28 protein-coding genes are annotated in these 26,367 nt (G+C 63.7%); 7 read left to right on the forward strand and 21 right to left on the reverse strand.

Features of this window, described 5'->3' with window-relative positions:
- A partial coding sequence (locus tag VA602_RS25250; RefSeq protein ID WP_323454635.1) for a transposase occupies nucleotides 1–339 on the forward strand: 339 nt, incomplete at its 5' end.
- A 146-nt stretch (nucleotides 340–485) separates the two neighbouring features.
- Here the strand turns inward: VA602_RS25250 and rnt are convergent.
- Nucleotides 486–1,160 (reverse strand): ribonuclease T, encoded by a 675-nt coding sequence (rnt, locus tag VA602_RS25255; protein WP_054891792.1) that lies wholly within the window; start codon nucleotides 1,158–1,160, stop codon nucleotides 486–488.
- Nucleotides 1,157–2,203, reverse strand: a complete 1,047-nt coding sequence (gene pyrC, locus VA602_RS25260; protein WP_323454636.1) for a dihydroorotase — start codon at nucleotides 2,201–2,203, stop codon at nucleotides 1,157–1,159. Before pyrC ends, rnt begins: the two co-directional genes overlap by 4 nt.
- Nucleotides 2,204–2,333: 130 nt before the next feature.
- Between pyrC and VA602_RS25265 the strand changes: the two genes are divergently transcribed.
- Together VA602_RS25265 and VA602_RS25270 are read left to right on the forward strand one after the other, a co-directional pair.
- Nucleotides 2,334–3,305: a flagellar protein MotY gene (locus VA602_RS25265; protein ID WP_323454637.1), complete on the forward strand. Its 972-nt coding sequence runs from the start codon at nucleotides 2,334–2,336 to the stop codon at nucleotides 3,303–3,305.
- 128 nt (nucleotides 3,306–3,433) lie between these two features.
- On the forward strand, nucleotides 3,434–4,651 hold the full coding sequence (locus tag VA602_RS25270; RefSeq protein WP_054891789.1) for an argininosuccinate synthase: 1,218 nt from the start codon (nucleotides 3,434–3,436) through the stop codon (nucleotides 4,649–4,651).
- A gap of 60 nt (nucleotides 4,652–4,711) precedes the next feature.
- Here the strand turns inward: VA602_RS25270 and VA602_RS25275 are convergent, their stop codons facing one another.
- Nucleotides 4,712–5,137 (reverse strand): hypothetical protein, encoded by a 426-nt coding sequence (locus VA602_RS25275; RefSeq protein WP_323454638.1) that lies wholly within the window; start codon nucleotides 5,135–5,137, stop codon nucleotides 4,712–4,714.
- A gap of 375 nt (nucleotides 5,138–5,512) precedes the next feature.
- On the opposite strand from VA602_RS25275, the gene VA602_RS25280 reads away from it, so the two are divergent.
- Nucleotides 5,513–6,139: a response regulator transcription factor gene (locus VA602_RS25280; RefSeq protein WP_054925636.1), complete on the forward strand. Its 627-nt coding sequence runs from the start codon at nucleotides 5,513–5,515 to the stop codon at nucleotides 6,137–6,139.
- A 39-nt stretch (nucleotides 6,140–6,178) separates the two neighbouring features.
- Here VA602_RS25280 and VA602_RS25285 read toward each other — a convergent pair whose 3' ends face one another.
- The 8 genes from VA602_RS25285 to metG form a co-directional block, all read right to left on the reverse strand.
- Nucleotides 6,179–6,349, reverse strand: a complete 171-nt coding sequence (locus VA602_RS25285; RefSeq protein ID WP_054891786.1) for a PA3496 family putative envelope integrity protein — start codon at nucleotides 6,347–6,349, stop codon at nucleotides 6,179–6,181.
- Between the two features lie 104 nt (nucleotides 6,350–6,453).
- Nucleotides 6,454–7,092, reverse strand: coding sequence for an endonuclease III (gene nth / locus VA602_RS25290; RefSeq protein WP_323454639.1), 639 nt, complete (start codon nucleotides 7,090–7,092; stop codon nucleotides 6,454–6,456).
- A gap of 4 nt (nucleotides 7,093–7,096) precedes the next feature.
- Nucleotides 7,097–7,618, reverse strand: coding sequence for an Rnf-Nqr domain containing protein (locus VA602_RS25295; RefSeq protein WP_323454640.1), 522 nt, complete (start codon nucleotides 7,616–7,618; stop codon nucleotides 7,097–7,099).
- On the reverse strand, nucleotides 7,611–8,213 hold the full coding sequence (locus tag VA602_RS25300) for an RnfABCDGE type electron transport complex subunit G (RefSeq protein ID WP_153774010.1): 603 nt from the start codon (nucleotides 8,211–8,213) through the stop codon (nucleotides 7,611–7,613). Before VA602_RS25300 ends, VA602_RS25295 begins: the two co-directional genes overlap by 8 nt.
- Nucleotides 8,210–9,181: an RnfABCDGE type electron transport complex subunit D gene (locus VA602_RS25305; protein WP_323454641.1), complete on the reverse strand. Its 972-nt coding sequence runs from the start codon at nucleotides 9,179–9,181 to the stop codon at nucleotides 8,210–8,212. Before VA602_RS25305 ends, VA602_RS25300 begins: the two co-directional genes overlap by 4 nt.
- The gene (locus tag VA602_RS25310; RefSeq protein ID WP_323454642.1) at nucleotides 9,168–9,947 is read right to left on the reverse strand and encodes an RnfABCDGE type electron transport complex subunit B; all 780 of its coding nucleotides are present in this window, start codon (nucleotides 9,945–9,947) and stop codon (nucleotides 9,168–9,170) included. Before VA602_RS25310 ends, VA602_RS25305 begins: the two co-directional genes overlap by 14 nt.
- Nucleotides 9,944–10,477 (reverse strand): Rnf-Nqr domain containing protein, encoded by a 534-nt coding sequence (locus VA602_RS25315; RefSeq protein WP_323454643.1) that lies wholly within the window; start codon nucleotides 10,475–10,477, stop codon nucleotides 9,944–9,946. The genes VA602_RS25310 and VA602_RS25315 overlap by 4 nt, the downstream gene beginning before the upstream one ends.
- A 114-nt stretch (nucleotides 10,478–10,591) precedes the next feature.
- A complete protein-coding gene (gene metG, locus VA602_RS25320) occupies nucleotides 10,592–12,631 on the reverse strand; it encodes a methionine--tRNA ligase (RefSeq protein WP_065863079.1) in 2,040 nt (679 codons plus the stop codon).
- A gap of 160 nt (nucleotides 12,632–12,791) precedes the next feature.
- Between metG and apbC the strand changes: the two genes are divergently transcribed.
- On the forward strand, nucleotides 12,792–13,886 hold the full coding sequence (gene apbC, locus VA602_RS25325; protein WP_063543456.1) for an iron-sulfur cluster carrier protein ApbC: 1,095 nt from the start codon (nucleotides 12,792–12,794) through the stop codon (nucleotides 13,884–13,886).
- Between the two features lie 129 nt (nucleotides 13,887–14,015).
- On the opposite strand, the gene VA602_RS25330 is transcribed toward apbC, so the two are convergent.
- Nucleotides 14,016–14,225: a cold-shock protein gene (locus VA602_RS25330; RefSeq protein WP_003254922.1), complete on the reverse strand. Its 210-nt coding sequence runs from the start codon at nucleotides 14,223–14,225 to the stop codon at nucleotides 14,016–14,018.
- 325 nt (nucleotides 14,226–14,550) lie between these two features.
- Between VA602_RS25330 and dcd the strand changes: the two genes are divergently transcribed.
- Nucleotides 14,551–15,117, forward strand: a complete 567-nt coding sequence (gene dcd, locus VA602_RS25335; protein WP_003258001.1) for a dCTP deaminase — start codon at nucleotides 14,551–14,553, stop codon at nucleotides 15,115–15,117.
- Nucleotides 15,118–15,213: 96 nt separating this feature from the next.
- On the forward strand, nucleotides 15,214–15,450 hold the full coding sequence (locus VA602_RS25340) for a hypothetical protein (RefSeq protein WP_054891778.1): 237 nt from the start codon (nucleotides 15,214–15,216) through the stop codon (nucleotides 15,448–15,450).
- On the opposite strand, the gene pdeM is transcribed toward VA602_RS25340, so the two are convergent.
- The 9 genes from pdeM to VA602_RS25385 form a co-directional block, all read right to left on the reverse strand.
- Nucleotides 15,451–16,107, reverse strand: a complete 657-nt coding sequence (pdeM, locus tag VA602_RS25345) for a ligase-associated DNA damage response endonuclease PdeM (RefSeq protein ID WP_125930570.1) — start codon at nucleotides 16,105–16,107, stop codon at nucleotides 15,451–15,453.
- 2 nt (nucleotides 16,108–16,109) lie between these two features.
- On the reverse strand, nucleotides 16,110–18,596 hold the full coding sequence (locus VA602_RS25350) for a ligase-associated DNA damage response DEXH box helicase (protein WP_323454644.1): 2,487 nt from the start codon (nucleotides 18,594–18,596) through the stop codon (nucleotides 16,110–16,112).
- 68 nt (nucleotides 18,597–18,664) lie between these two features.
- Entirely contained in the window at nucleotides 18,665–19,780 is a 1,116-nt protein-coding gene (locus VA602_RS25355; protein ID WP_323454645.1) for a succinylglutamate desuccinylase/aspartoacylase family protein, read from the reverse strand.
- A 93-nt stretch (nucleotides 19,781–19,873) separates the two neighbouring features.
- The gene (locus VA602_RS25360) at nucleotides 19,874–21,538 is read right to left on the reverse strand and encodes an ATP-dependent DNA ligase (protein ID WP_323454646.1); all 1,665 of its coding nucleotides are present in this window, start codon (nucleotides 21,536–21,538) and stop codon (nucleotides 19,874–19,876) included.
- Nucleotides 21,535–22,551, reverse strand: a complete 1,017-nt coding sequence (locus VA602_RS25365; RefSeq protein ID WP_323454647.1) for a ligase-associated DNA damage response exonuclease — start codon at nucleotides 22,549–22,551, stop codon at nucleotides 21,535–21,537. Before VA602_RS25365 ends, VA602_RS25360 begins: the two co-directional genes overlap by 4 nt.
- Before the next feature lie 107 nt (nucleotides 22,552–22,658).
- Entirely contained in the window at nucleotides 22,659–25,097 is a 2,439-nt protein-coding gene (locus tag VA602_RS25370; protein WP_323454648.1) for a penicillin acylase family protein, read from the reverse strand.
- A gap of 102 nt (nucleotides 25,098–25,199) precedes the next feature.
- Nucleotides 25,200–25,403, reverse strand: a complete 204-nt coding sequence (locus VA602_RS25375; RefSeq protein WP_012313055.1) for an SEC-C metal-binding domain-containing protein — start codon at nucleotides 25,401–25,403, stop codon at nucleotides 25,200–25,202.
- Between the two features lie 6 nt (nucleotides 25,404–25,409).
- Complete coding sequence (locus VA602_RS25380; protein ID WP_323454658.1) at nucleotides 25,410–25,886, reverse strand: LEA type 2 family protein; 477 nt, start codon at nucleotides 25,884–25,886, stop codon at nucleotides 25,410–25,412.
- The gene (locus VA602_RS25385; RefSeq protein ID WP_063543470.1) at nucleotides 25,886–26,365 is read right to left on the reverse strand and encodes a YchJ family protein; all 480 of its coding nucleotides are present in this window, start codon (nucleotides 26,363–26,365) and stop codon (nucleotides 25,886–25,888) included. The genes VA602_RS25380 and VA602_RS25385 overlap by 1 nt, the downstream gene beginning before the upstream one ends.
- Nucleotides 26,366–26,367 lie beyond the last annotated feature (2 nt).

Here is a 26,367-nt window from a genome sequence, read left to right on the forward strand (position 1 = left end):
CGGATCTACCAGGCGGCGATCAGTGATTGTGCCGGGTGCGCGCTGAAAGCCCAATGCACGACGGCCAAGCGCCGCTATGTCTCACGTCACGCTCAAGAGGAAGCCTTTGAGCGTATGGCGCAGCGGATGCAACTGCATCCAGAGATGATGGAACGGCGCAGATCCATCGTGGAGCACCCGTTTGGCAATCTCAAACAATGGTTATTTGGGAACGGGCGCTTCCTGCTGCGACAACTCGAAGGGACAAGAGCTGAGATGTCGCTGGCCGTGACCGCTTACAACCTCAAGCGAGCGATCAGCGTCCTGGGTGCCAAGAAAATGATGCAACTGATGGGCTGAAGAGCCTTTTTCAGCACAAAAACAAACGCCCCGAACAAGTCGGGGCGTCTGGTCTAAGGCTTGTCAGTGTGTTTTCACACAGTCTGATGTGGCCGGTTTTTTTGTGTCTGGTATCCAAGGAGCGCTGTGCACTCCCGGATTTCGACTCAGTCGTTGAAGTCGCGCCAGCCGCCCATCTCTTTCCAGCGGTTGACGATCCCGCAGAACAGCTCGGCGGTCTTCTCGGTGTCGTAACGTGCCGAATGCGCCTCGCGCCCATCGAAGTCGATGTCGGCACTCTGGCAGGCCCGTGCCAGTACGGTCTGGCCATAGGCCAGGCCGGCCAGCGTCGCGGTGTCGAAGCTGGAGAACGGGTGGAAGGGGTTGCGCTTGAGATCGTTGCGCGCCACCGCCGCGTTGAGGAAGCCCAGGTCGAAGCTGCTGTTGTGGCCAACCAGGATCGCCCGCTTGCAACCATTGGCTTTCAGCGCTTTGCGCACGCCGCGGAAGATATCGGTGAGCGCGCTTTCTTCGCTCACGGCCATGCGTAGCGGGTGATCCAGCTTGATGCCGGTGAACTCCAGCGCCGCCGCTTCGATATTCGCGCCTTCGAAAGGCTCGACACGGTAGAAGTAGGTGTGTTCCGGGAACAGGAAGCCCTTCTCGTCCATACCGATGGTGACGGCGGCGATTTCCAGCAGTGCGTCGGTGGCACTGTTGAAACCGCCGGTCTCGACGTCCACTACCACGGGCAGGTAGCCGCGGAAACGCTCGGCCATCGGGTGGCGCGAGCTGCTGCTTACCTGACCGTCCTGGTCGTCATCGTAAAGGTCTTCGCTCACGCGTTGTCCTCCAGCAGGCGCCAGCGCAGCGTTTCGCCAGCGCGCAGCGGAACCACGGTGGTGTCGCCGAACGGCAGGCTCGCCGGGGCGGTCCAGTCCTCGCGCACCAGGGTGATGGTGTCGGTGTTTGCCGGCAGGCCGTAGAACGCCGGGCCGTGCAGGCTGGCGAAACCTTCCAGTTTGTCCAGGGCATTACGCTGTTCGAAGGCTTCGGCGTACAGCTCGATGGCCGCGTAGGCGGTGTAGCAGCCGGCGCAGCCGCAGGCCGCTTCCTTGGCGTGCTTGGCGTGTGGCGCCGAATCGGTGCCGAGGAAGAATTTCGGGTTGCCGCTGGTGGCCGCGTCAAGCAATGCCACCTGGTGGGTGTTGCGCTTGAGGATCGGCAGGCAATAGAAGTGTGGGCGGATACCGCCGACCAGCATGTGGTTGCGGTTGTACAGCAAATGCTGGGCGGTGATGGTGGCGCCGACGTTGGCGGGCGCCTCGGCGACGAACTGCGCGGCATCGCTGGTGGTGATGTGCTCGAACACCACCTTGAGCGTCGGGAAACGTTCGACCAGGCGACGCATGTGCTCGTCGATGAAGCGCTTTTCGCGATCGAACACGTCGATCTCCGAGCGCGTCACTTCACCGTGGACCAGCAGCGGCAGGCCGACTTCGGCCATTGCTTCGATCGCCGGGAAAATATTGTCGATGCTGGTCACGCCCGAGTCGGAGTTGGTCGTGGCACCGGCCGGGTAGAGCTTGGCGGCGTAGACGATGCCGCTGGCCTTGGCTGCACGAATGTCCTCGGGGCTGGTACGGTCGGTCAGGTACAGCACCATCAGCGGCTCGAAGCGGCTGCCCGTCGGACGGGCGGCGAGGATGCGCTGGCGGTAGGCGTCGGCTTCGGTGGCGTTGCGTACCGGCGGAACCAGGTTGGGCATGATGATGGCGCGGGCAAAGGTGCGCGCCACGTCGCCGACGGTATGTTGCAGCACAGCACCATCGCGCAGATGGATGTGCCAGTCGTCGGGACGCAGGAGGGTCAGGCGATCGGACATTGGGGTTTCCAGGCGGTTCGAACTCAGGCGTCAATGCTACCGGAAAACCCAGTGGGCAGCACGGCTATCAAGTTTTCCGACGAGCGTCCGATAGCCTGCAGGTAAGCCGTCAGAATCTGTGGAGCCGCCCGTGCGCCAGCGTTACCTACTCCTGTTCAGCCTGTGTGCCAGCCTGCCGGCCGGAGCACTTACCTTCCAGACCCGCATGGAGAACATTGCCTGGAAGGTCGAGGGCGACCAGTTCGAGTGCCGGCTGATCCAGCCGATCGACGGTTTTGGCAGCGGTGAGTTCGTGCGTCGTGCAGGTGAGCAGCCGGTCTTCCAGCTGCGGTCGGACAGCAATGCACTGGGCGCAGGATCGGCAACGCTGCTGGCCGCCGCTGCCCCTTGGCAGCCCGGGCGTGGCGACATCAACTTGGGGGCGGTGCGCATGGGCCGCAATGGCGTGCTGTTCAGCACTTCGCAGGGCCAGGCCAGCCGCTTGATCAATGGTCTGCTGGACGGTCGCAGCACCGTGGTGCGCAACTACGCCGGCGAGGGCGGTCGGCCGATGGAGGTGCATGTGCTGCCGGTGAGTTTCGCCAAGGCCTATAGCGACTACCAATTGTGTGCCGCCAAACTCCTGCCGATGAACTATGACCAGATTCGCCAGACGCAGGTGCCGTTCCCCGGCACCGGCTTCGATCTGGACAGTGCGGCGCGCGCGCGCCTGGACGTGATACTCGATTATCTGAAGGCCGACCCATCGGTCAATCACATCGAGCTTGATGGGCACTCCGATAACAGCGGTAACCGCCTGACCAATCGCGACGCTTCGCGCCGTCGCGCGCTGGCGGTGGCTGAATACCTCAAGGCCCACGGTGTGCCGGAAGAGCAGATCACCGTACGTTTCCATGGCGAGCGCTACCCGCTGGCCAAAAACAATACAGCCGCCAACCGCGCCCGCAACCGCCGGGTCAACATCCAGCTCGACCGTGTAACGCCGATCGAGAAACCTACAGAAAAGCCTCGCGATGCAACACCTGCCGCCCCGGCGCAGCCGACGGCTGCTACGCCGGCCAGCGTGCCTGCGGCATTGCCGGCGGGTGCGAAGAAAGTCTGACTGCGACCACGGGTCGCGCTCACGACATTTCCTGTCGCTTTGTCATCACAAGCTGTCGCGCCACTGTAAATTCCCCCGCGAGATCGGTAGAATCGATGGCTTTCCGTACAACCCCGTGGAGTGATGGCATGGCGGACGTAAAAAAGGTCGTACTGGCGTATTCCGGCGGCCTTGATACTTCGGTGATTCTCAAGTGGCTGCAAGACACCTACAACTGTGAAGTGGTGACCTTCACCGCAGATCTTGGCCAAGGTGAAGAGGTCGAGCCGGCCCGTGCCAAGGCACAGGCAATGGGCGTCAAGGAAATCTACATCGACGACCTGCGCGAAGAGTTCGTGCGAGATTTCGTCTTCCCGATGTTCCGCGCCAACACCGTGTATGAAGGCGAGTACCTGCTGGGTACCTCCATCGCCCGTCCGCTGATCGCCAAGCGCCTGATCGAAATCGCCAACGAAACCGGCGCTGACGCCATTTCCCACGGCGCCACCGGCAAGGGTAACGACCAAGTGCGTTTCGAGCTGGGTGCCTACGCGCTCAAGCCAGGTGTCAAGGTCATCGCACCATGGCGTGAGTGGGACCTGCTGTCCCGCGAAAAACTCATGGACTACGCCGAGAAGCACGGCATCCCGATCGAGCGTCACGGCAAGAAGAAGTCGCCGTACTCAATGGACGCCAACCTGCTGCACATCTCCTACGAAGGCGGTGTCCTGGAAGATACCTGGACCGAGCACGAGGAAGACATGTGGCGTTGGAGCGTCTCTCCGGAGAACGCCCCTGACCAGGCCACCTACATCGAGCTGACCTACCGCAATGGTGACATCGTCGCCATCGACGGCGTCGAGAAGACCCCGGCCACCGTGCTCGCAGACCTCAACCGCATCGGCGGCGCCAACGGCATCGGTCGCCTGGACATCGTCGAGAACCGCTACGTCGGCATGAAGTCGCGCGGCTGCTACGAGACGCCTGGTGGCACCATCATGCTGCGTGCTCACCGCGCCATCGAGTCGATCACCCTGGACCGCGAAGTCGCTCACCTCAAAGATGAGCTGATGCCCAAGTACGCCAGCCTGATCTACACCGGCTACTGGTGGAGCCCCGAGCGTCTGATGCTGCAGCAGATGATCGACGCTTCGCAGACCAATGTGAACGGTGTCGTGCGCCTGAAGCTGTACAAGGGCAATGTCACCGTGGTGGGTCGCAAGTCGGATGACTCGCTGTTCGACGCCAACATCGCGACCTTCGAGGAAGACGGCGGCGCCTACAACCAGGCCGATGCTGCCGGCTTCATCAAGCTCAACGCACTGCGCATGCGCATTGCCGCCAACAAGGGCCGTTCGTTGCTCTGAGTTTTGGCAGGTTGTAAAAACCCGGCCCTTGTTGGCCGGGTTTTTTTTGCCCTTCTGTATCTACAGCGCAATCTTTTCTCCTTTCTTGATGGCACGCACCGACAGTTGGATGCAGGAGTGGGCGCTCAGGTTATAGAGCGTCCAACGCCGTTCGTGCTGTGGGGGTTTAATCAGCTCGGGCAGGATCTCGGTTTCGATGGTCTGGCGCACGTCCGACCCGAACAGCGTGGCTGCTTCACCCTCGCCATGATCGTCGGCTGACCGGTGTACGGCTCTGTGTTCCGGCGTGTAGAGCGATTCGTAGTTGAAGTTGAGGGTCAGGAAGAACAGTACTGTCAGAAAGAACGGAAACCCTATTAGAAACCAGGTGTACATCATCTGGCTCTCTGGGTTCAGAAACGGTAGCGAGGCGATCGCCGATGCTTCGATGACGCTGGCGAAGGTGGCGATAATTCCCAAGGGGGTGATCTTTGCGGGATTATTCATGGCATTCGATCTCCTGGTGTCAGCGCATCTGTATCGCTTCTGGCTCCCTGTGAAAACGTCAGCTCTTTCCTCATCAGGAAAGAACACCGGTTTGCTGGCAGGGCAATAAATCTTTCTTTATCAGAAGATCGAAATGTCCCACCGCTTTGAGGCGTTATCCCCACTTGTCGCTTTTCCTGTTCATGCTAGTTTTCACGAGCATGTTGCCGAATGGATAGACATCGATTCGTGCGGCGCAATGGGTGTAGGAAGTTTCTATTAACGATGTAAGTTTCATCTTTGAGTGCTCTCTATCAGGGAATGGCTGCGCCATTACGCTATTGGCTCGGTTATCTTGGCGTGTCAAAACTAGAATAATGGATCAATGGATATCCCATGAATAAAGTACTTATCGTGGATGATCATCCGGTCATTCGCTTGGCCGTACGTATGTTGATGGAGCGGCATGGATATGAAGTGGTGGCGGAAACGGACAATGGGGTGGATGCGCTGCAACTGACCCGAGAGTGTCTGCCGGATATCGTCGTGCTCGATATCGGTATACCCAAACTCGACGGCCTCGAAGTGATCGCGCGGATGACCGCTGCAAGTCCGGGCAGCAAGGTATTGGTACTGACATCGCAGGCACCGGGGCATTTCTCCATGCGTTGCATGCAGGCCGGGGCTGCAGGTTATGTGTGCAAACAGCAGGAATTGACCGAGCTGCTCAGTGCAATCAAGGCCGTGCTGTCGGGTTACAGCTACTTCCCCAACCAGGCGTTGCACAAGACCCGCAGCGGTGTCACTGGCGGCAGTGAGACTGAGATGGTCGAACGCCTCTCGGGGCGTGAAATGATGGTATTGCAACAGTTGGCAAGGGGGCGCACGAACAAGGAAATCGCTGACAGCATGTTTCTCAGCAACAAAACTGTCAGCACCTACAAGACCCGACTGCTACTCAAGCTCAATGCCCGGTCATTGGTCGATCTGATCGAGCTGGCCCAGCGTCATGGCTTGGCCTGAAACAGAAAAGCCTCCTTTGCGGGAGGCTTTTTCGCGGCGCTACAGATCGTAATCGAAATCAGCCAGCTGCCTTTGCAGGCGCCGTTCTTCCAACAGATTGTCGATGGTGCGGCGTTTGCTGAGGTTGGTCTTCGCGGTTTCTACCTGGGGTTCGTCTTCGTCCTGCGCAGGGAAATCATCTTCGATCAGCTCGTCTTTATCGGTGCTCATGTGTCACTCCAAGCCAAAGGGCCATTGGCCGTCCTTATAGCGAGAATCACGGAGTCGGTAAAAAAGATTTTTTCAATCGAATTGGTTGGTTTTTCGCTATTGCCTCAATCGTCAGAGGTCTTGTCCCTGTACTCGCACAAGTCTTCGATCCTGCAGCTGCCGCAGCGTGGCTTGCGTGCCTGGCAGACGTAGCGCCCGTGGAGAATGAGCCAGTGGTGGGCGTCGAGCAGGTAATCCCTTGGTACGAATTTCATCAGCTTCTTCTCGACGTCCAGTACCGTCTTGCCCGGCGCGATGCCGGTGCGATTGCTGACGCGGAAGATGTGCGTATCGACCGCCATGGCCAGTTGGCCAAAGGCGGTATTGAGCACCACGTTCGCAGTCTTGCGACCGACGCCGGGCAATGCCTCTAGTGCTTCGCGCGTTTGCGGGACTTCGCTGCCGTGTTGCTCTATCAGCAAGCGGCAGGTCTCGATGACGTTCTTCGCCTTGCTGTTGTAAAGGCCGATGGTCTTGATGTATTCGCTCAAACCCTCGACCCCCAGGGCATAAATAGCCTCGGGCGTATTGGCGATAGGGAAGAGCCGCGCGGTCGCCTTGTTGACGCCGACATCCGTCGCCTGCGCGGAAAGGATGACGGCAATCAGCAGTTCGAAGGGCGTGGTATAGGCCAGTTCGGTTTTTGGTTCAGGATTGTCTTCGTGCAGCCTGCGGAAGATCTCCAGGCGTTTGGCGGCATTCATGGGGTCAAAGCGTTCCTTGACGGCTTGAGGTGGCAGGGGCCGGACGCAGGCGATTGTACAAGGCCAGCAGCAGGCCGAGCAGTATCAATGCGCCGGGTGTCAAAACCGCCAGGTGGATGCCGGCACTCTGTCCCAGCCATTGTCGGCAGGCACCCAATATCAGGTACAGGCCCACCAGGCCCAGCAGATACCGGATGAGTGCCGGCCACCGCCCAGTGTGCGGTGCCAGAGTATCCACAGCGAGGCAGTGCAGGCTCAGCAGGGCAGGATAATGGCCCAGGCTCAGCGCCAGCGGGAGCGCCCAGGCGTTCAGGCCCAATTGCAGGCAGCTCGCCAGGGCGGCGGCGAGTATCAGGCTGGCGATGATCCGCGGGGCACCGATCATGCGGCGCAGAGGTCGCATCAGCGCTTGGTGGCCGAGTACCAGCAACAGGGTCGACAATCCGATTGCCAGCGCGTTCGCCAGCGTCTGGGTGGCGCCGAGCAAAGGGGCCAGGGCACTGCCCAGCAGCCAGAACCTATTCATCGGTGGTGTGCTCCAACAGACTGCTGCGATGTGCATCGAAGTAGCGCAGGGCATCCTGCAAGGCCGCCATCACTGCGCGTGAGGTGACGGTGGCGCCGGCCAACTGGTCGAAGTCGCCTTGATCGCGTTTCACCGCCCAGTTGGCCTCTGCGCCTTGCCGGTCGAATTGCTCAATCCAGTGGCTCGCAGGGTCGCCTAGTTGTCCGCCGAGCCCCGGGCTTTCTTCCTGTGTCAGCACCCGTGTCGCGATCAGGCGGCCATTGGGATCGATGGCGATCGACAGCATGATGGGGCCAGCATACCCCTGGGTCTGGCTGCGTAGCACGATGGCACTGGTAGTGCCGACCAGGGTTGCGCGGTAGCCGCCCAGTAGCCGGCTGTGCTGCAGTTCAGTGTTGGTAATGGGTAGAGGCGCTTGCAGTGGGTCGTTGTCGTACCGCTGTGGGGGCAGCACCGCCAGCCATTGTTGTTCTTGCAGCTCTCGTGCGGCATCGGCAATGGGCGCAGATGTCCACTGCCGCCAGACCAGGGTGGCGGCGACGGCCAGGACGGCGACCAAGGCAAGGTAGAGCAGGTCGCGCAGCCTCGCGTTCATGATGTGAGGGCCTGGCGCCGGGCTGCAAGGCGATCGAGCGCCGGCGCTCCCAGGTTCATCAGCAGTACCGCGAAGGCCGTGCCGTCGGGGTAGCTGCCCCAGGTGCGTATCAAGTAGATCAGCAGCCCGCAGCCGATGCCGAACAACAGGCGGGCTAGCGGCAGGCGAGGGCCGGACACCGGTTCTGTGGCGATGAAGAAGGCCGCCAGCATGGTCGATCCGCTGAACAGGTGCAGCAACGGTGAGCCGTGAGAGTCCGACCCCGAGCCGTTCCAGCACAGCAGGCTGACGAACAGTAGCGCACCCAGTAGCCCCGCTGGGGCATGCCAGCTGAACACGCGGCGCTGCAGGAGAAAGATGCCGCCCAGCAAGAATGCCAGGTTCAGCCATTCGCTGGTGCGCCCACCGAGGTTACCGAAGCTGGGGTTGCTGGCGAACAGCTCGTCGAGGGTCAGGCTGCGGTTGTGGCGCAGCACGTCGAGTACCGTGGGGCCGGCCCAGGCATCGATCTGCGTGCCGTCGCCGAATACCAGGCTCAGGCTGTCTGTCAGTTGGAGGTTGCCCGTCGGCCAGTGGGTCATTTGCAGCGGGAAGCTCAGCAGCACGAAGGCGTATCCCAGCATGGCCGGGTTGAAGGGGTTGCGGCCGACGCCGCCAAATGCGTGCTTGCCCAGGGTGATTGCCACCAGCACCGCGGTCATTGGCAGCCACCAGGGAGCCAGGGTGGGCAGGGCGATCGCCAGCAGCACGGCGCTGACCAGAGCGCTGCCGTCGCTGAGGAACGGGCGTATTGGATGGCCACGCAGATACAGCGATACCGCCTCGCAGGTCAGTGCCGTTGCGCTGCACAACAGCAGGTTGAACAGCACGCCCCAACCCTGCAACCAGAGCAGGCATAGCAGGCCAGGGACACAGGCCAGCAGCACCTGGCCCATGGCATTGCGCTGGCGGCTGTCAGGCGTCTGCATGGCCCGGTCCGACCAGTAGCGCATCGAGCTGTTGCTGCGCCTTCTGCGCTGCCGCTTCCAGTCGCTGGACCTGCGCATGCTGTGCCTGGTCCGCTGTCGCGCCCAGGGCGCCACGCGCGGCGTTCAACTGAGCACGGCTCATGGCCGCAGCGATCTTGGCCCGTTTCAGCGCGCTCTCCTGATCAGCCCCTTGCGTGCCGGTGATGCGCTGAACTCGGGCTTGGCGCTCGGCCTGGCGGCGCGCTTCTTCGCGCTGTAGACGTACGGTTCGTTGTTCGTGGCGCAGTCGCGCCTGATTGCGACGATGGCTGCGAGCGACCAAATGCTCGGCGGTCTGCGCCAGTCCACCGACGATCGGCACCAGGTTGTCCGGCAGTGGCAGCAGCTCGATGCAGTCGACCGGGCAGGGCGCCAGGCACAGGTCGCAGCCGGTGCACTCGCTGGCGATCACGGTATGCATCAGCTTGCTGGCACCAACGATGGCATCTACCGGGCAGGCCTGGATGCACTTGGTGCAGCCGATGCACTCGGCTTCGCGGATGAAGGCGACCTGCGCTGGCGCCGCACGGCGCTCGGGGTCCGGGGCGATCACTGGCACCTGCAGCAGCTGGGCCAGGGCGGCGATGGTTTCGCTGCCGCCAGGCGGGCATTTGTTGATCGCTTCGCCCGCCGCCAGGCCTTCTGCGTAAGGTCGACAGCCTGCGTGATCGCATTTGCCACACTGGGTCTGCGGTAGCAGGGCGTCGATGCGGTGAATCAGGTTCATTGTGTGAACAGTCCGTTGAGGCCAGAAAAGGCCATGGCCATGACTCCAGCACTGATCAGCTCGATCGGCAGGCCGCGAAAAGCGCGGGGCATGTCAGGATGATCGAGACGTTGGCGCAGGTCGTCGAACAATGCCAGTGCCAGCCAGAACCCCATTCCCAGGGCCAGCGCCCAGGCGCCAGTAGCGGCTGGGCTGGATTGCGATGTGGCCAAGTGCAACAGCAAGCCTAGCACCGCGACATTGCCCAGCAGCAGCGGCGCCAGGTTCTGTACCGGCCAATGAGGGCGCAGGCGCGCCAGCGCCGTCGGGATGCCCCATGCCAGCAGCGCCAGCATTGGCAACGCCAGCAACAGTTGCAGCCCTGCCAGCTGCGGCTGGCGCAGCACCAGGGCTGCGGGCACCATCAACAGCATCGACAGTGCGCTGCACAGGCCGAGCAGGTGCAGGCGTGCACGGTCGGGCGTGCCGCTGTGCAGGATCAGGTGATTGACCAGCGCGGCGCTGACCAGAACCAGGACGAAATCGCTCATGGAGGTGCCGAGGGCCGGGGATGGAACGATTATCCGGCAGGGAGCAGGCATTGGAAATGCCCAAAGAGGAGGCAAGCCAGGGGATCGCAGGACGACCCCCTGGGCAAGAGGGTCTTACTTGATACGCTGACCTGGCTTGGCGCCGCTGTCCGGGCTCAGCAGGTAGATCTCTTCACCGCCAGGGCCGGCGGCCATGACCATGCCTTCGGAAACACCAAAGCGCATTTTCCGAGGTTTGAGGTTGGCTACCATCATGGTCAGTCGGCCTTCGAGCTTCGATGGGTCCGGGTAGGCCGACTTGATGCCGGAGAACACGTTGCGACGCTCGTCGCCGATGTCGAGTGTGAGTTGCAGCAGCTTGTCGGCACCGGCCACGGCCTCGGCCTTGACGATCAGCGCCACGCGCAGGTCGACGGCGGCGAAGGTGTCGAACTCGATCTCGGCCGACAGCGGGTCCTTGTCCAGCTCGCCGTTGCCGGCAGGCGCCTTGCCTTCGGCGGCCAGCAGGTCTTCCTTGCTGGCGGCGACCATGGCTTCGACTTTGGCCGGCTCGATGCGGCTCATCAGGGCCTTGAACGGGTTCAGCTTGTGGTTTTCCAGGCGCGACTGCAGGTCGTTCCACTCAAGCGGTGCGACGTTGAGGAAGGCCTCGGCGTCGGCGGCCAGCACTGGAAGCACCGGCTTGAGGAAGATCACCAGTTGGCGGAACAGGTTGATGCCCTGGGCGCAGATGGCCTGGACTTCATCCTGCTTGCCTTCCTGCTTGGCCAGCGACCACGGTGCCTTGTCGGCGATCCAGGCGTTGGCGCGGTCGGCCAGGGCCATGATTTCGCGCATGGCACGGCCAAAGTCACGGGCCTCGTAGGCTTCGGCGATCGAGGGTGCGGCGGTCAGGAAGGCTTCGGTCAGCTCCGGTGCGGCGTCGCCAGCAACCATTACGCCTTCATTGCCCTTGTGGATGAAGCCTGCGCAGCGGCTGGCAATGTTGACCACCTTGCCCACCAGGTCGGAGTTGACCTTCTGCACGAAGTCCTCGAGGTTCAAGTCGAGATCGTCGACCCCACGGCCCAGCTTGGCTGCGTAGTAGTAACGCAGGTACTCGGGCTGCAGGTGGTCGAGGTAGGTGCGCGCCTTGATGAAGGTGCCGCGAGACTTGGACATCTTCGCGCCGTTGACCGTCAGGTAGCCGTGCACGTTGACGGCAGTCGGCTTGCGGAAACCTGCACCTTCGAGCATGGCGGGCCAGAAGAGGGCGTGGAAGTTGACGATGTCCTTGCCGATGAAGTGATACAGCTCGGCTTTGGAGTCTGCGTTCCAGAACGCGTCGAAGTCCAGCTCCGGGCGGCGATCACAGAGGTTCTTGAAGCTCGCCATGTAGCCGATCGGCGCATCCAGCCAGACATAGAAGTACTTGCCCGGCTCGCCCGGAATCTCGAAGCCGAAGTACGGCGCGTCACGGGAAATGTCCCACTCCTGCAGACCGGAATCCAGCCACTCGGCGAGTTTGTTGGCGACCGCGTCCTGCAAGGTGCCACTGCGTGTCCACTGCTGCAGCATGGCCTGGAAGTCGGGCAGCTTGAAGAAGAAGTGCTGGGAGTCGCGCAGTACTGGCGTGGCACCGGAAATCGCCGACTTGGGGTTCTTCAGCTCGGTGGGGGCGTAGGTGGCACCGCACTTCTCGCAGTTGTCGCCGTACTGGTCCTCGGTCCCGCACTTGGGGCAGGTGCCCTTGATGAAGCGGTCGGCCAGGAACATGCCCTTCTCGGGGTCGTAGTACTGGGTCACGGAGCGATTGGCGATGTGCCCGGCTTCACGCAGGCGCGTGTAGATCAGGCTCGACAGCTCGCGGTTCTCTTCGCTGTGGGTGGAGTGGAAGTTATCGAACTCGACCAGGAAGTCGGCGAAGTCACTGCTGTGCTCGGCCTGGACGTTGGCGATCAACTGCTCGGGCGTGATGCCTTCTTTCTCTGCGCGCAGCATGATTGCCGAACCGTGGGCGTCGTCGGCGCAGACATAGATGCACTGGTTGCCACGCAGTTTCTGGAAGCGTACCCACATGTCCGTCTGGATGTACTCAAGCATATGGCCAAGATGGATGGATCCATTGGCATAGGGCAGGGCGCTGGTGACGAGAATCTGGCGTGGCTCGGACATGGTGGCTCGGCTACTTATCTGGCGACGGGTAAAAATTGAGGATGATCGGCCACTATAAAGGGCTGGGAAATATATTTCACCCCGCACACGCATCTGCTGACGGTTGACGGGTTAGCATAGGCGCCTGATTCACTTTTTTCGGAATGCCACGGGAGTCTCCATGAGTGCCGTCACACGTGCCGCCATTGAAGGCGTGCTTCGCCAGTACACCGACCCCTACCTGAACCAGGACCCGGTCAGCGCCGGTTGCGTGCGGGCGATCGACATTCAAGGTGGGCAGGTCAGTGTGCAGTTGCAGCTGGGCTATGCCGCTGCACTGTTTCGCAACGGCTGGGCTCAGGTATTGCAAACGGCGATCGAGAACCTCGAAGGCGTGACGTCGGCGCAGGTGAGCATCGATACGCTGATCGCCACGCACAAGGCCCAGGCCCAGGTGCCTGCGCTGGCCAATGTGAAGAATGTCATTGCCGTGGCTTCGGGCAAGGGCGGCGTCGGCAAGTCGACCACTGCCGCCAACCTGGCCTTGGCCCTGGCTCGCGAGGGCGCGAGGGTCGGTATTCTCGATGCGGACATCTACGGCCCAAGCCAGGGTGTGATGTTCGGGATCCCCGAAGGCACCCGCCCGCAGATTCGCGAGCAGAAGTGGTTCGTGCCGATCAAGGCCCATGGCGTCGAGGTGATGTCGATGGCGTTCCTGACCGACGACAACACACCGATGGTCTGGCGTGGCCCGATGGTTTCCGGCGCCTTGCTGCAACTGGTGACCCAGACCGCCTGGGACGACCTCGACTACCTGGTGATCGACATGCCGCCGGGCACTGGCGACATTCAACTGACCCTGGCGCAGAAAGTGCCGGTAGCCGGTTCCGTGATCGTCACCACCCCGCAGGACCTGGCACTGCTGGATGCGAAGAAGGGTGTCGAGATGTTCCGCAAGGTCAACATCCCGGTCCTCGGTGTGGTGGAGAACATGGCGGTGCACATCTGCTCGAACTGCGGTCATGCCGAGCACCTGTTCGGTGAAGGTGGCGGTGAGAAGCTGGCGGCGCAGTATGGCGTCGAGTTGCTGGCGTCGTTGCCGCTGTCGATGCTGATTCGCGAGCAGGCAGACAGCGGCAAGCCGACAGCGATCGCCGAGCCGGAAAGCCAGATTGCCATGGTCTACCAGGAGCTGGCCCGTCAGGTGGGGGCTCGGATCGTGCTACAGGAAGCGGCGGCGCCGGCAATGCCGAGCATCACCATCAGCGAAGATTGATCCGCCGTCTTACGCAAGCCCAGCAGGAGCGGCACAAGCCGTTCCTGCTGGGCTTGCGTCGTTTTGCGCAGGCACAAAAAAACCCGCCGGAAGGCGGGTTTTTTTTGAAAGCGAGGAAGCTAAATCGACTTAGGCGATTTGAACTTCTTCAGCCTGCATGCCTTTCTGGCCGCGGGTAGCGACGAAAGTAACAGCCTGGCCTTCTTTCAGGGTTTTGAAGCCGTCAGCCTGGATGGCTTTGAAGTGTACGAACAGGTCGTCACCCGACTGAGGAGTGATGAAGCCGTAGCCCTTCTCATCGTTGAACCACTTAACAACACCGGATTGGCGATTGGACATGTGTCTGTCTCCTTGGACAAAGTAGATTTCGGCTCAGGAATTGCCCTGGCCGGGACTGAGTGCAAAGAGAGCGGAAAATTCAGCGATGGGCCGATCAGGATCGTGCATCAAACAGATTCTCGGTGTCACGTGCAGCACAGTGGCGCCACCTTACCCCACTTTCCGCAAGCTGCCAATGGCCAACAGCGGCTTTGATGAAATTCGGATCGGCGGGCGGCCAGCCCCCGTCCGGCGCGGGATAGGGGCAGGGAACTTTAACGCGCGCGCCAGGACCGGTAAGATGCGCATCTCGTTTTTTCACCTCGTACTTTCAGGACATCCCGCCATGAGCATCAAATCGGACAAGTGGATTCGCCGCATGGCGCAGGAACACGGCATGATCGAGCCGTTCGTCGAGCGCCAGGTGCGGGGCGAACAGGACAGCCGGGTGATCTCCTTCGGTGTCTCCAGCTACGGCTACGACGTACGTTGCGCCGATGAATTCAAGGTGTTCACCAACATCAATTCGGCCACCGTCGATCCGAAGAACTTCGATGCCGGCAGCTTCGTCGACATCAAGAGCGACGTCTGCATCATCCCGCCGAACTCCTTCGCCCTGGCCCGTACTGTCGAGTACTTCCGCATTCCGCGCGATGTCCTGACCATCTGCCTGGGCAAGAGCACTTATGCCCGCTGCGGCATCATCGTCAACGTCACCCCTCTGGAGCCGGAGTGGGAGGGGCACGTCACCCTCGAGTTCTCCAACACCACCACTCTGCCGGCCAAGATCTACGCCAACGAAGGCGTGGCCCAGATGTTGTTCCTGCAATCCGATGAAGAGTGCGAGGTGTCGTACAAGGATCGCGGCGGCAAATACCAGGGCCAGCGCGGCGTCACGCTGCCACGTACCTGAGCCGACGAGCTGGGGGAATTAGTTCCCCTTTTGCCACTCCAACGAGGTAAGTCCCCGGCGTGCATGACGTACGCCGGCCCTCGTCAGGAGCAGCCCATGAAACTCGATCCTGCAATCAGCGCGAAGCTGGCCGTCCTGCAGCCGAACCAGATCGGCATGATGGCCTGGACTCTGCTCGCGCACCCGCATCCGCCGACGGATCTGCACGCCGGTGGCGTCCCGCACCAGCCTGATCCCGATACCCCGCAACCCCCCGAGCCTGGCGAGCACCCGCCGATGGAGCCGGGCGAGCCGACCTTGCCCGACGAGCCGCCTCCGGCGCCAGTCGCCTGATCAGGCCGGCACTGCCCAGACCCGTTGATCGCCCACGACGAACAGGCGGGCGCCGGGCTCTGGTTGCACCGTCCAACCGCCGGTGAACTCGCCGAACGCCGGCAGCAGGCTGACCTTTGCGTGGAACATGAAGCACGCCAGGCGCAGGCGTTGGCGGCCACGACCACGCAGGACGCACGCCGGATGGACATGGCCTGCGATCACCGGATGCTCGGGGTGAGCGCCGGTCTCGTGCTGTAGCGCGAATGGCGGCAGTAGCAAAGGCTCGTCGACAACTTCAATGGCGAGCTCCTGCGGCGGATCGCCAGCATGACGGTCGTGATTGCCTCGCACCAGGACCACCCGTAGCCCTGGGTGTCGTTCGCGCCATGCAGCTACACGGGCCAGGGTGGCAGGTGCTCGTGCAGTACGTGCGTGGAGAAAGTCGCCGAGCACGATCAACTGCTGGCAATCGTAATGCTGCAAGAGCGTGTCCAGGCGATCCAGGGTCGCCTGGGTAGTGCCGCGTGGCACCGGTTGGTGCAGGGCGCGGTAGCTGGCGGCCTTGCCAATGTGCAGATCGGCAACCAGAAGGGCGCGCCGGGCTGGCCAGTAGAGCGCTTTTTCAGGTAACAGCCACAGCGTTTCGCCGCAATGTTCGATCGCCAGGTGGTGCACGTTCAGGATTTCCTCCGTTCAGTTCCCGCAAGGTCGCTCATGGTTCGGCTCGCCGCCTTTTCGAGATCCGCCACCATCCGGGCGATGCGGTCTGCCAGTTTTTCCGTGCTCAGGGTTTCGCGCATGCCCTCGACCAATAGGGCGAAGGCCAGCGGCCCGGGCCGGCGCAATGCGTGCAGATCGAGGCGCAATCCTGACATTTTCTGCAACTGCTGATGCAGACGCTCGATCTCCAGCTCCTCACGCAGCACCTCGTCGCGCGCCTGGCCGAGCAGCAGATTGCCAGCGTCATGCTTGCGAAACACCTCGTAGAACAGACCACTGGAGGCCTGGAGCTGGCGCGTGCTTTTCTGCGCGGCGGGATAGCCGCCGAATACCAGCCCGGCGATCTGGGCAATTTCACGAAAGCGCCGCAGCGCCATCTCGCCAGCATTCAGACTGGCCAGCACATCTTCCAGCAAATTGTCCGCAGCCAGTGCAGCGGGCAAGTGCGCGGCCCAGTCCACAGGGCTTGCTGCGAGCAGTTCGAAGCCGTAGTCATTGACCGCGATCGATACCGACAGCGGCTGCACGCGGCTGACCCGCCAGGCGATCAGGTTGGCCAAGCCCAGATTGGCCATGCGCCCGGCAAAGGGATAGAGAAACAGGTGCCAGCCCTGGCGCGAGTGCAGGGTTTCGGCCAGCAATGTGCGCTGTGTGGGCAGGGCCGACCAGCTCGCCTGAAGTGTCAGCAGGGGGCGAACGGCGTGCATTTCTGCGCCTTCGTAGCGGCCGTGGGCTGCTGCATCCAGACGCTCGACCAGCGCTTGCGCCAGCTCGCTCGACAGCGGCATGCGTCCGCCATTCCAGCGTGCTACCGCCGCCTTGCGCGCGGTGCTGCGGCGCACGTAGGCGGTCATGTTCTCGACCCTTACCAGCTCCAGGATACGTCCGCCGAACAACAGCGCGTCACCGGGCTTGAGGCGGGCAATGAAAGATTCCTCCACGCTGCCCAGCGACTTGCCACCGCCCCCTTTGCTCCAGTACTTCAACTGCAGGCTGGCGTCGCTGACGATGGTGCCGATGCCCAGACGATGACGCCGGGCGAGGCGCTCGCTGGCCACGCGCCAGATGCCGTCGGGGTGCGCTGCGACGCGCTGGTAGTCCGGGTAGGCGGTGAGCGAGCTGCCGCCATTGCGCACAAATGACAATGCCCATTGCCACTGGCTCTCTTCGAGATCGCGAAAGGCCCAGGTGCTGCGAACCTCCTCGAACAGTTCGGCCGGTCGGAAACCACTGCCCAGCGCCATGCTGATCAGGTGCTGGACCAGCACGTCCATGCTCAGGCGCGGCGAATAGCGTGCCTCGATATGCCCGGCAGCCAGCGCCTGGCGTGCCGCGGCCGCTTCCACCAGTTCAAGGCTGTGGGTCGGTACCAGGGTCACCCGTGAGGTACGCCCAGGTGCGTGCCCAGAGCGGCCTGCACGTTGCAGCAGGCGGGCGATGCCTTTGGCCGAGCCGATCTGCAGGACGCGTTCGACGGGCAGGAAATCCACACCCAGGTCGAGGCTTGAGGTGCAGACCACCGCCTTCAGCGTGCCCTGCTTGAGGCTGCGCTCGACCCAGTCACGGGCGTGCCGGGCAAGCGATGCGTGGTGCAGGGCGATCAGTCCCGCCCACTCGGGATGTGCCTCGAGCAGGGCCTGGTACCAGAGTTCGGCCTGGGCGCGGGTGTTGGTGAACACCAGGCTGTTGGCGCTGGCCTCGATCTCGGCGCTGACCTGAGGGAGCATCTTCAGCCCCATGTGCCCGGCCCAGGGGAAGCGTTCGATCGCGCTCGGCACCAGGGTGTCGACCAGGATGCGCTTGTCCTGACGGCCCTGAACCAGTCGCCCGCCGGCAGGCAGCAAGACCTCAAGGGCGTGCGGCAGGTTGCCGAGGGTGGCCGAAAGCCCCCACACCACCAGTTGCGGCTGCCAGCGCCGCAGCCGGGCCAGGGCCAGTTGCAACTGCACGCCGCGCTTGTTGCCGAGCAGTTCGTGCCATTCATCGACCACCACCAGGCGCAGGCTGGCGAAGTCGGCGGCAGCCTGTTCGCGGGTCAGCAGCAGGGTGAGGCTTTCGGGAGTGGTGACCAGCGTGCTGGGCATGCGCCGGGCCTGGCGTGCACGTTCGGCACTGGTGGTGTCACCGCTGCGTACGCCGATGGTCCAGTTCAGCCCCAATTCATCCAGCGGTGCTTGCAGCGCGCGCGCGGTATCGCTGGCCAGGGCGCGCATCGGTGTGATCCACAGCACTTGGAGTGGCGCCGGTCGGCGTGCGTCGTGCAACTGTGCGAAAGCGCGCAGGGCGCCGAGCCAGACGGCGTAGGTCTTGCCGCTGCCGGTGCTGGCGTGCAGCAGGCCCGACTCGCCGCGCTGGATCGCCGCCCAGACGCTGCGCTGGAAGGCGAACGGCTTCCAGTTGCGGGAGGCGAACCAGGTGCTGGCGAGGTCGGAAGGGGATGGCATCGGCGGCCGGTCTCGTCGAAGGCTGTGCTTCTACAGACCGGCCGCAAGGTGCTTTGGTTTGATCGGGATCAGTTGGCCAGCAGATAGCCGCTGCGGCAGACCTTTTCCCCTGCTACATGGGCGATCACCATGCCGGTGGTGGCCATGCGCCGGACGCTGCGGGCGTAGAGCAGCCCGCCCTGGACGTTGCGGATCGGCGTCACCCGGTCGCTGAGCGGATCGATGACCTCGGCGATCAGTTGCCCAGGCTCCAGGTACTGCCCCGGTTTTGCGTGGAACACCAGCAGGCCGCCCAGCGGCGCGATCAATGGCTCCACGGCGGCCAGCGGGGTGGCGGGCTGGCGCAGCGGCGGCAATGCCGCGGGCTGACCTTCGATCACCCCGCTGTGGGTGAGGAAGTCGAGGATTGCCTGGCAGTCCTGGCTTGCCAGCTCGTGGTTGACATCGGCCTGGCCGCGCAGCTCGATGGTCACCGAGAAGCTGCCCATGGGGATCGGGAAACGCTTGGCAAAACGCTGCTGCAGTTGCCACCACACCAGGCTGAAGCACTCGTCGAACGACTGCCCGCCGGAGTCGGTGGCCAGCAGGCTGGCCTGGGCGCCGAGATAGCGCGCCAGCGGCTCGACCTGGGGCCAGGCTTCGGGCGTGGTGTAGAGGTGTTCGACGGCTTCGAAGTCGCAGTGCAGGTCCAGCACCATGTCGGCGTCGCAGGCCAGGCGCTGCAAGGCCAGGCGCTGGGATTGCAGGGGGGTGACGGCGGGGTGGCTGTCGAGCCCGCGGCGCAGGTATTCCCGGATCAGCGCGAGGTTGTGTGCCGGGTCTTGCGTGAGGTGGCTTTCGATCTGGTCGCCGATGCTGTCGGACAGGTCGACGAAGTTGCGATTGAAGTTTTCCCCGCTCTGCAGTTCGAAGCGCCCCAGCGGTGCGTCCAGCAGCACCTGTTCCAGACCCACCGGGTTGGCCACCGGCACCAGCACCACCTCGCGGCGCAGCAGACCTTGCTGGTGCAGTTCGTTCAGGCGCCGCTTGAGGTGCCAGGCCACCAGCATGCCGGGCAATTCGTCGGCGTGCAGCGAGGCCTGGATGTACACCTTGCCGCCACCGCGTGGGCCGAAGTGAAAGCTGTGCAACTGGCGGCAGATGCCGGGTACGGGGGACAGCAGTTCGTGGGTCGAGTGGTGCATGGGGGTCCTGGTCTGCGCTGGGCGTTGAACATGGGCGACTGGAAATAGAAGCACAAACCAGGGCTTTGTGCATGCTGGTGTGCGTAGAAGCAGCTATACAGGGCCCAGCAAGCTCTGCAGGGTTGCCAGGTCGTCGGCCTCCTCGACCGGCTTGTCCAGCCTCCAGCGCAGCATGCGCGGGAAGCGTACGGCGATGCCGCTCTTGTGTCGCTTGGACAGGGCGATGCCTTCGAAACCCAACTCGAAGACCAGCGTCGGGGTGACGCTGCGTACCGGGCCGAAGGTTTCCACAGTGGTCTTGCGGATGATCGCATCGACCTTGCGCATCTCTTCGTCGCTCAAGCCTGAATAGGCTTTGGCGAAGGGCACCAGGTTGCGTTGCGCTGTTCCTGGAGGCGCATCCCAGACGGCGAAGGTGTAGTCGCTATAAAGGCTGGCGCGTCGGCCATGGCCGCGCTGGGCGTAGATCAGCACGGCGTCGACGCTGAACGGGTCGACCTTCCATTTCCACCACAGGCCCAGGTCCTTGGTGCGGCCGACGCCGTACAGGGCATCGCGCCGCTTCAGCATGAGCCCTTCCACCCCCAGGTTGCGCGACTGCTCACGTTGCTCGGCCAGGGCTATCCAGTTCGGTGCCTGCACCAGGGGTGAAAGCAGCACGGGGGCCAAGGGGTACTCGATCAGCACCCGTTCCAGTTGCCTGCGGCGCTCGTGCTGTGGGCGGTTGCGCCAGTCCTCGCCGTGCCACTCCAGCAGGTCGTAGGCTTGCAGCACCACCGGCGCATCGGCCAGCAGTTTGCGGCCCAGGGTCTTGCGGCCCAGCCGCTGCTGGAGCAGGGCAAAGGGCTGCACTGCCAGACTGTCGTCGCCGGCGCCGGGCTTCCATACCAGAATCTCGCCATCGAGCACGGTGCCATCAGGCAATGTCTCTGTCAGGCTGTGCAATTCGGGAAAACGCTCGGTGACCAGTTCCTCGCCCCGTGACCAGATCCACAGCTGGCCCTCGCGCTTGACCACCTGGGCGCGGATGCCATCCCACTTCCATTCTGCCTGCCAGTCATCGACCGGGCCGAGCAGTGTCTCGAACTGTTCCAGTGGCGCCTGCAGGGCGTGGGCGAGAAAGAACGGATAGGGCTGGCCGCCGCGCTGGGCGTGTTCGTCGTCGGACTCGGGGGCGATCAGCTTCAGGTAGCTTTCAGCAACGGGGCGATGAGCCAGGTCGGTATAGCCGACCAGGCGCTGGGCCACACGCTTGGCATCCAGCCCCGACAACTGCGCCAACGCACGGGTGACCAGCAGCTTGGAGACGCCGACACGGAAGCTGCCGGTGATCAACTTCAGGCATAGCATCAGGCTGGGGCGGTCCAGCCTTTCCCAGAGTGTCGGCAAGCGCTGGCGCACGTCATCTGCCGGTTGGCCGCGCAAGGGCAGCAGGTGCTGTTCGACCCACACGGCCAGGCCCTCGTCAGTATCGTGTCGGTGCTGGGGCAACAGCAGGGAAATGGTCTCGGCCAGGTCGCCGACAGCCTGGTAGCTCTCTTCGAACAGCCAGTCGGGCAAGTCTGCCAACTGCGTGGCCAGCTCGCGTAGCAGACGGGTCGGCACCAGTTGGCGCGGGCGGCCTCCGGCCAGGAAGTACACCGCCCAGGCCGCATCGGCGGCGGGAGCCTCGGCGAAATAGTCGCGCAGGGCCTGCAGCTTGGCGTTGCTCGAAGTGGTGGCGTCCAGGCGCAGGTAGAGTTCGGCGAAGGCCTTCATGTGGCGCTCTCCGGCGCGGGCGTGTCGTCTTCCTCGCCGTACTCGGTGGCGAAGGCTCGGGCGTCCAGGCCCTGTTCGCACAGGTAGCGCACCAGCACGTTGACCGAGCCATGGGTGACCATGACCCGTTCCGCACCGGTTTCGCCGATCGCCCACAGCAGCCCAGGCCAGTCGGCATGGTCGGAGAGTACGAAGCCGCGATCGACGCCACGCCGGCGCCGGGTGCCACGCAGCAGCATCCAGCCACTGGCGAAGGCATCGCTGTAGTCGCCGAAACGGCGCATCCAGCTACTGCCGCCTGCAGAGGGTGGTGCCAGCACCAGCGCTTGGCGCAGGCGTGGATCGTTGCGTGGCAGATCGCCAGCGTACAGGGTCTCGGGCAGGGCGATCCCGGCTTCGCGATACACGCGGTTGAGCGGCTCGACCGCGCCGTGCACCACGATCGGCCCTATACCTGCGTCCAGCCCGTGAAGAATGCGCTGGGCTTTGCCGAAGGCGTAGCAGAACAGCACGCTGGCCTTGCCTTGATCACGATTGGCACGCCACCAGGCATTGATGCCTTCGAACACCTCGGTCTGCGAGGGCCAGCGATAGATCGGCAGGCCGAAGGTGGATTCGGTGATGAAGGTGTGGCAGCGCACCGGCTCGAACGGCGCGCAGGTTCCGTCTGGCTCAACCTTGTAGTCGCCCGAGGCGACCCACACCTGGCCCTGGTGTTCAAGGCGCACCTGGGCCGAGCCGAGCACGTGGCCGGCAGGGTGGAAGCTCAAGGTGATGCCGTGATGCTGCAGGCGTTCTCCATAAGGCAGGGTTTGCAGCTTGATGTCCTGGCCAAGACGGCTGCGCAGGATACCGGCGCCGGGTTCGGCACACAGGTAGTGGCCGTTGCCGGTGCGCGCATGATCGCCGTGTCCATGGGTGATCACCGCACGGTCCACCGGGCGCCAGGGGTCGATGTAGAAGTCCCCGGGCGGGCAGTACAGCCCTTCGGGGCGGGCGATGACGAGGTCCATGGCGTTCGCGCTGGCTGAGGTTACAAGTTAGGAGCGCAGCGCTGGCCCGGAAGTTCGGATGACATGGTGCTGACGAGCGGCCCGGACGAGCCGCTCGGGGTAGCCGCCTACTTGCCCGGCACCAGCGTCAGGCGTTGGCTGCCATAGGCGCGGGCAAAGTTCTGCGGTTGCACGGGCAGGCTCATGAAGCGCCCCTTGAACCAGGCGTCCAGGCCGTCACTGTAGTGAGGGCTGGCGGGGTTGCCGGACTGGCCGCTGCTGGTCAGGATCTGCAGCGGTTCGGCCTGGCCGAAGTCGACGACCATGCGTGCGGAGGCTGGCAGGCTGGTTTCGAAACCGTTGCCCCAGGCGTAAGGGGTCAAGGCCAGGGTGCTGAAGTCACCGCCGGTGGCCATCGGCGCGCGGCTGACGGTGTCGCCGAGCCCGGGGTAGTTCGGTGCTGGCCAGCGGTACTGGTGCAGCTTGCCCCATTGCCAGGCACGCCGGTCGGCCCCCATCTGTGCGACACCGGCATCCACCGCGGCGGCCAGGCTGCGGGCGAGGATGGTCGGTTTGTCTTCTTTCTGCGGCGTGCTGCGGTCATCCCAGAACGGACTGTCTTCGCGGCCGAGCAGGTGGTCGGCCTGGGCCGAGTACGACAGCCGGGCGTTGCTGACAAACGCTTGCCAGGCCGGGCTGGACTCGGGGCCAAGCTCGTCGAGGAAGGTATGGCGGGTGACGGCCTGGAGGAACAGTTCGTACAGCGCCGCATCGGCCGAGACCGGGCTCAGGCGGCCATCGAAGGCCTTGAGTCGGGTCAAGGCTTCGCGGGCCTTATCGCGCTGCTCGGCGGGCAGGGCATCGATGGCCTGTTTGAGCGGCTGAGCCATGCCAGGGGCGTCGAACATGCGCTTGAGCTTGTCGGCCAGAAGGGTGACCTGGTCGTTCTGCAGGGCCATCAGGCTACGGCTGTCATGACGCCCATTGCCGGCCAGTTGGCCCAGGCGTTCGGCGCGTTCGGGGTAGTACCAGGTGCTGGACAGCTGCATGCCGTAGCCCTTGGGCAGGCTGCGCTGGTTGGCATGGCCGATCCAGCCGCTGGGCGGGTCCTGGTCGTAGGGGTGAAGCATCGCATCGGCGAAACCGTCCCAGTCGAAGCGTCCGTCCCAGCCCGGCGAAGGCAGCAGGCCCTGGCCTTCGCGGCGATTGGGGTAACGGCCACTGACCTGCCAGCCAATGTGCTCGGGCTCGGCGAAGACGAAGTTCAGCGCAGCGGCGCCGATTTCGCGGGTGCTGTCGAAGGCGCGTTCGAGGTTGCTGGCGCGGGTCAGGTCGAACAGCGCATCGAGGCTCTTGTCGTCCTTGAGCTGCGGCAGGTGCAGGGCCAAGCCATAGCCGTTGCCGGGCTGGCCGAGCAGGGTGCCGTGGCGGGTGTCGTACAGCACTTCGCGCACCGGGCGCTGGCCGCGCACGAAGAAGGTTTCGTTACGCGCGCGGGCCGGCTGCCACTTGCCGTCGGCCAGGTAGGTGAGTTGGCTGCCCTGGCGGCGCAGTTGCTCAAGGAACAGGTCCTGGTTGTCGGCCATCACCGCGCTGCTGCTCCAGGCCAGCTTGCCGTTGTAGCCGGCCAGCACGATCGGCAGGCCGGGTAGCGACAGGCCGGCGACCTGGTACTTGCCGGTGTGGATCTGTACCGGACTCAGCGCCCAGGCGGCGCGGCTGTCGCTGGCCAGCAGGCTCTTGCCGCTGCGGCTGCGCAGAGGGCCCAGGGCCAGGTTCGAGGAACCGGGGCTGCCCAGCAAGTCGAGGTCGGCGAGCTTCTGGCTGGCGGCGGCGACGTCGTTCAGGCCGGGGATCTGGCTGGCCAGGTTGATGCCCTTGAGCTTGTCGGTCTCGCCCTCGGCCAGAGGCTCGTCGGGTGCACCTGGCAGCAGCCAGGCGAGCTTGTCGCTGCCGACCTTCTGCGCCAGGGTCAGGGCCGAGAGTTCCTCCTGCAGGTTCACCGATTGGCTGAAGGCGTAGAGGCTGAAGATCAGCGCCGAATCTTCGGGCTTCCAATATTCGGGGCGATAGCCGCTGCGGGCGAGTTCGGCCGGCAGCTTGTCGCGGTAGCGGAACAGATAGGCGTTGACCCCGCGGGCATAGACCTCGAAGAAGCGCTTCAGGCGCGGCGAGGCGTCGGCATACAGCTGGCCGGCGCTCTGCTTGAGGTTGGCGGCGCGCATCAGGCGGTCGATGTCCAGGGCTTCGGAGCCAGCGATCTCGGCCAGTCGCCCCTGGGCGAGCAGGCGCATGGCGACCATCTGTTCGATGCGGTCGCCAGCATGGACGTAGCCGAGGCTGAACAGCGCATCGTGGAAACTGCTGCTCTCGATCAACGGTGCGCCCATGGCGTTGCGTCGGACCGAGACGTTCTGCGCCAGGCCTTTGAGTGGCTGGACGCCGGTGGTCGGTGGCACGCTGTCCTGGTAGCCGCCCATCTGGCAGCCGGCGAGCCCGAGCATGCCGAGCAGCACTGCGCTGGTGCCGAACCGAGGGCGGAAGGGAGGAAACACGGGGGCGGCCATGACGAAGGCTCCTGGAGGGCGTGGCGGGGTCGGAAAGGCGCTAAAGGTAGGGCGGCGCGCGTCGGGCTGCAAGCGGCAAACGCAGCGCCACCCGGAGCGGCGTTACGCGCCGTGGCACTTCTTGAATTTCTTCTCGCTGCCGCACGGGCATGGATCGTTGCGTCCGACGTCCTTCAGGGCGTTGCGCACCGGTTCCTGGTGGCCGTGGTTGCAGTGCGGGCCGTGCACATGGCCGTGGTCATGATCATGGTGATGATCGTGACCGTGGTTGCAGTCGGGGCCATGGACATGGGGTTGCTGGGTCATTGCGGGTTACTCCGGTTGAAGATCGCCGGGGATTATCTCACCACTGCGCGACAAGTGCAGGTCCCGTCGACTGATCAGGCCGGTATTGAGTTCGCCTTGCAGGGTGTAGTGCAGCGGATCGCCGCTTTTCAGCAGTTTGGCGAGGGGCTTGAGGTGCTGCCACAGGTTGGTGCGCGCGGTGATCTTGAAGGTACGCCGGGCATGTCCGCCGACACTGCGCCAGACACTGGTCTCGTCCTGCACCAGCAGCAGGTCATTGAGCCGGATTGCGTACGACAGGCTGCGGATGAACAGGCGGCTGTCGTTGGGGTTGTCGATGCGCAGGTGCAGGATGAACTCCTGCTGGTGCAGGCGCGCCTTGACGGTTTCCACCCTGACCAGGTGCACTTCTGGCTCGCGCCAGTCGTTGCCGCCCCATCCCGCACAGCCACCCAGCAAGGCCAGGGTGAGACCAAGCGGGAGCAGGCGCGCCAGGGCATTCATCATCGGTTACCGAGGTAGCTGGCGCAGCATTTCTTGAACTTCTGCCCGCTGGCACAGGGGCAGGGGTCGTTGCGCCCCGCCTTGAGCTCGACGGTCGGGTCGATGAAGTACCAGCGCCCGGCGTTCTGCACGAAAGCCGAGCGCTCGCGGTGCTGGTGGTCACCCTGCTGGTCGTGCCAGCGTGCCGTGAAGGTGACGAACGCATGTTCCGGTTGCCCCCCCAGGACCTGCGCACTTTCCACCTCCAACCCCAGCCAGGTGCTCTGTGCACTCCAGGCGGCAATGCCGGCGCGGTCCAGCCCGGCCTGCTGGGCGGGAAGCGTGGTGGCTACCAGGTAATCCACCAGCCCCAGCACATAGGCGCTGTAGCGCGAGCGCATCAGCGTCTGGGCATCCGGTGCCGGGGTGCCGGCATGGTAGTGCCCGCAGCATGCGTCGAGAAGATTGCCGCTGCCACAGGGGCAGACCGAGACACTCATGA

The sequence above is a fragment of the Pseudomonas machongensis genome (genome assembly GCF_034961125.1).
Lineage (GTDB): Bacteria > Pseudomonadota > Gammaproteobacteria > Pseudomonadales > Pseudomonadaceae > Aquipseudomonas > Aquipseudomonas machongensis.

Bases quoted from the DNA above. Each gene is read 5' to 3' on its own strand.
- nth (WP_323454639.1), bottom strand. From the start codon at position 7,092: ATGAATGCCGCCAAACGCCTGGAGATCTTCCGCAGGCTGCACGAAGAC.
- VA602_RS25350 (WP_323454644.1), bottom strand. From the start codon at position 18,596: ATGCCATCCCCTTCCGACCTCGCCAGCACCTGGTTCGCCTCCCGCAAC.
- VA602_RS25360 (WP_323454646.1), bottom strand. From the start codon at position 21,538: ATGAAGGCCTTCGCCGAACTCTACCTGCGCCTGGACGCCACCACTTCG.
- VA602_RS25300 (WP_153774010.1), bottom strand. From the start codon at position 8,213: ATGAACGCGAGGCTGCGCGACCTGCTCTACCTTGCCTTGGTCGCCGTC.
- VA602_RS25340 (WP_054891778.1), top strand. From the start codon at position 15,214: ATGAAACTCGATCCTGCAATCAGCGCGAAGCTGGCCGTCCTGCAGCCG.
- dcd (WP_003258001.1), top strand. From the start codon at position 14,551: ATGAGCATCAAATCGGACAAGTGGATTCGCCGCATGGCGCAGGAACAC.
- VA602_RS25365 (WP_323454647.1), bottom strand. From the start codon at position 22,551: ATGGACCTCGTCATCGCCCGCCCCGAAGGGCTGTACTGCCCGCCCGGG.
- VA602_RS25295 (WP_323454640.1), bottom strand. From the start codon at position 7,618: ATGAATAGGTTCTGGCTGCTGGGCAGTGCCCTGGCCCCTTTGCTCGGC.
- VA602_RS25330 (WP_003254922.1), bottom strand. From the start codon at position 14,225: ATGTCCAATCGCCAATCCGGTGTTGTTAAGTGGTTCAACGATGAGAAG.
- apbC (WP_063543456.1), top strand. From the start codon at position 12,792: ATGAGTGCCGTCACACGTGCCGCCATTGAAGGCGTGCTTCGCCAGTAC.
- VA602_RS25275 (WP_323454638.1), bottom strand. From the start codon at position 5,137: ATGAATAATCCCGCAAAGATCACCCCCTTGGGAATTATCGCCACCTTC.
- VA602_RS25375 (WP_012313055.1), bottom strand. From the start codon at position 25,403: ATGACCCAGCAACCCCATGTCCATGGCCCCGACTGCAACCACGGTCAC.
- VA602_RS25355 (WP_323454645.1), bottom strand. From the start codon at position 19,780: ATGCACCACTCGACCCACGAACTGCTGTCCCCCGTACCCGGCATCTGC.
- VA602_RS25280 (WP_054925636.1), top strand. From the start codon at position 5,513: ATGAATAAAGTACTTATCGTGGATGATCATCCGGTCATTCGCTTGGCC.
- pyrC (WP_323454636.1), bottom strand. From the start codon at position 2,203: ATGTCCGATCGCCTGACCCTCCTGCGTCCCGACGACTGGCACATCCAT.
- VA602_RS25370 (WP_323454648.1), bottom strand. From the start codon at position 25,097: ATGGCCGCCCCCGTGTTTCCTCCCTTCCGCCCTCGGTTCGGCACCAGC.
- VA602_RS25385 (WP_063543470.1), bottom strand. From the start codon at position 26,365: ATGAGTGTCTCGGTCTGCCCCTGTGGCAGCGGCAATCTTCTCGACGCA.
- VA602_RS25305 (WP_323454641.1), bottom strand. From the start codon at position 9,181: ATGCAGACGCCTGACAGCCGCCAGCGCAATGCCATGGGCCAGGTGCTG.
- VA602_RS25285 (WP_054891786.1), bottom strand. From the start codon at position 6,349: ATGAGCACCGATAAAGACGAGCTGATCGAAGATGATTTCCCTGCGCAG.
- VA602_RS25270 (WP_054891789.1), top strand. From the start codon at position 3,434: ATGGCGGACGTAAAAAAGGTCGTACTGGCGTATTCCGGCGGCCTTGAT.
- VA602_RS25380 (WP_323454658.1), bottom strand. From the start codon at position 25,886: ATGAATGCCCTGGCGCGCCTGCTCCCGCTTGGTCTCACCCTGGCCTTG.
- VA602_RS25315 (WP_323454643.1), bottom strand. From the start codon at position 10,477: ATGAGCGATTTCGTCCTGGTTCTGGTCAGCGCCGCGCTGGTCAATCAC.
- metG (WP_065863079.1), bottom strand. From the start codon at position 12,631: ATGTCCGAGCCACGCCAGATTCTCGTCACCAGCGCCCTGCCCTATGCC.
- VA602_RS25310 (WP_323454642.1), bottom strand. From the start codon at position 9,947: ATGAACCTGATTCACCGCATCGACGCCCTGCTACCGCAGACCCAGTGT.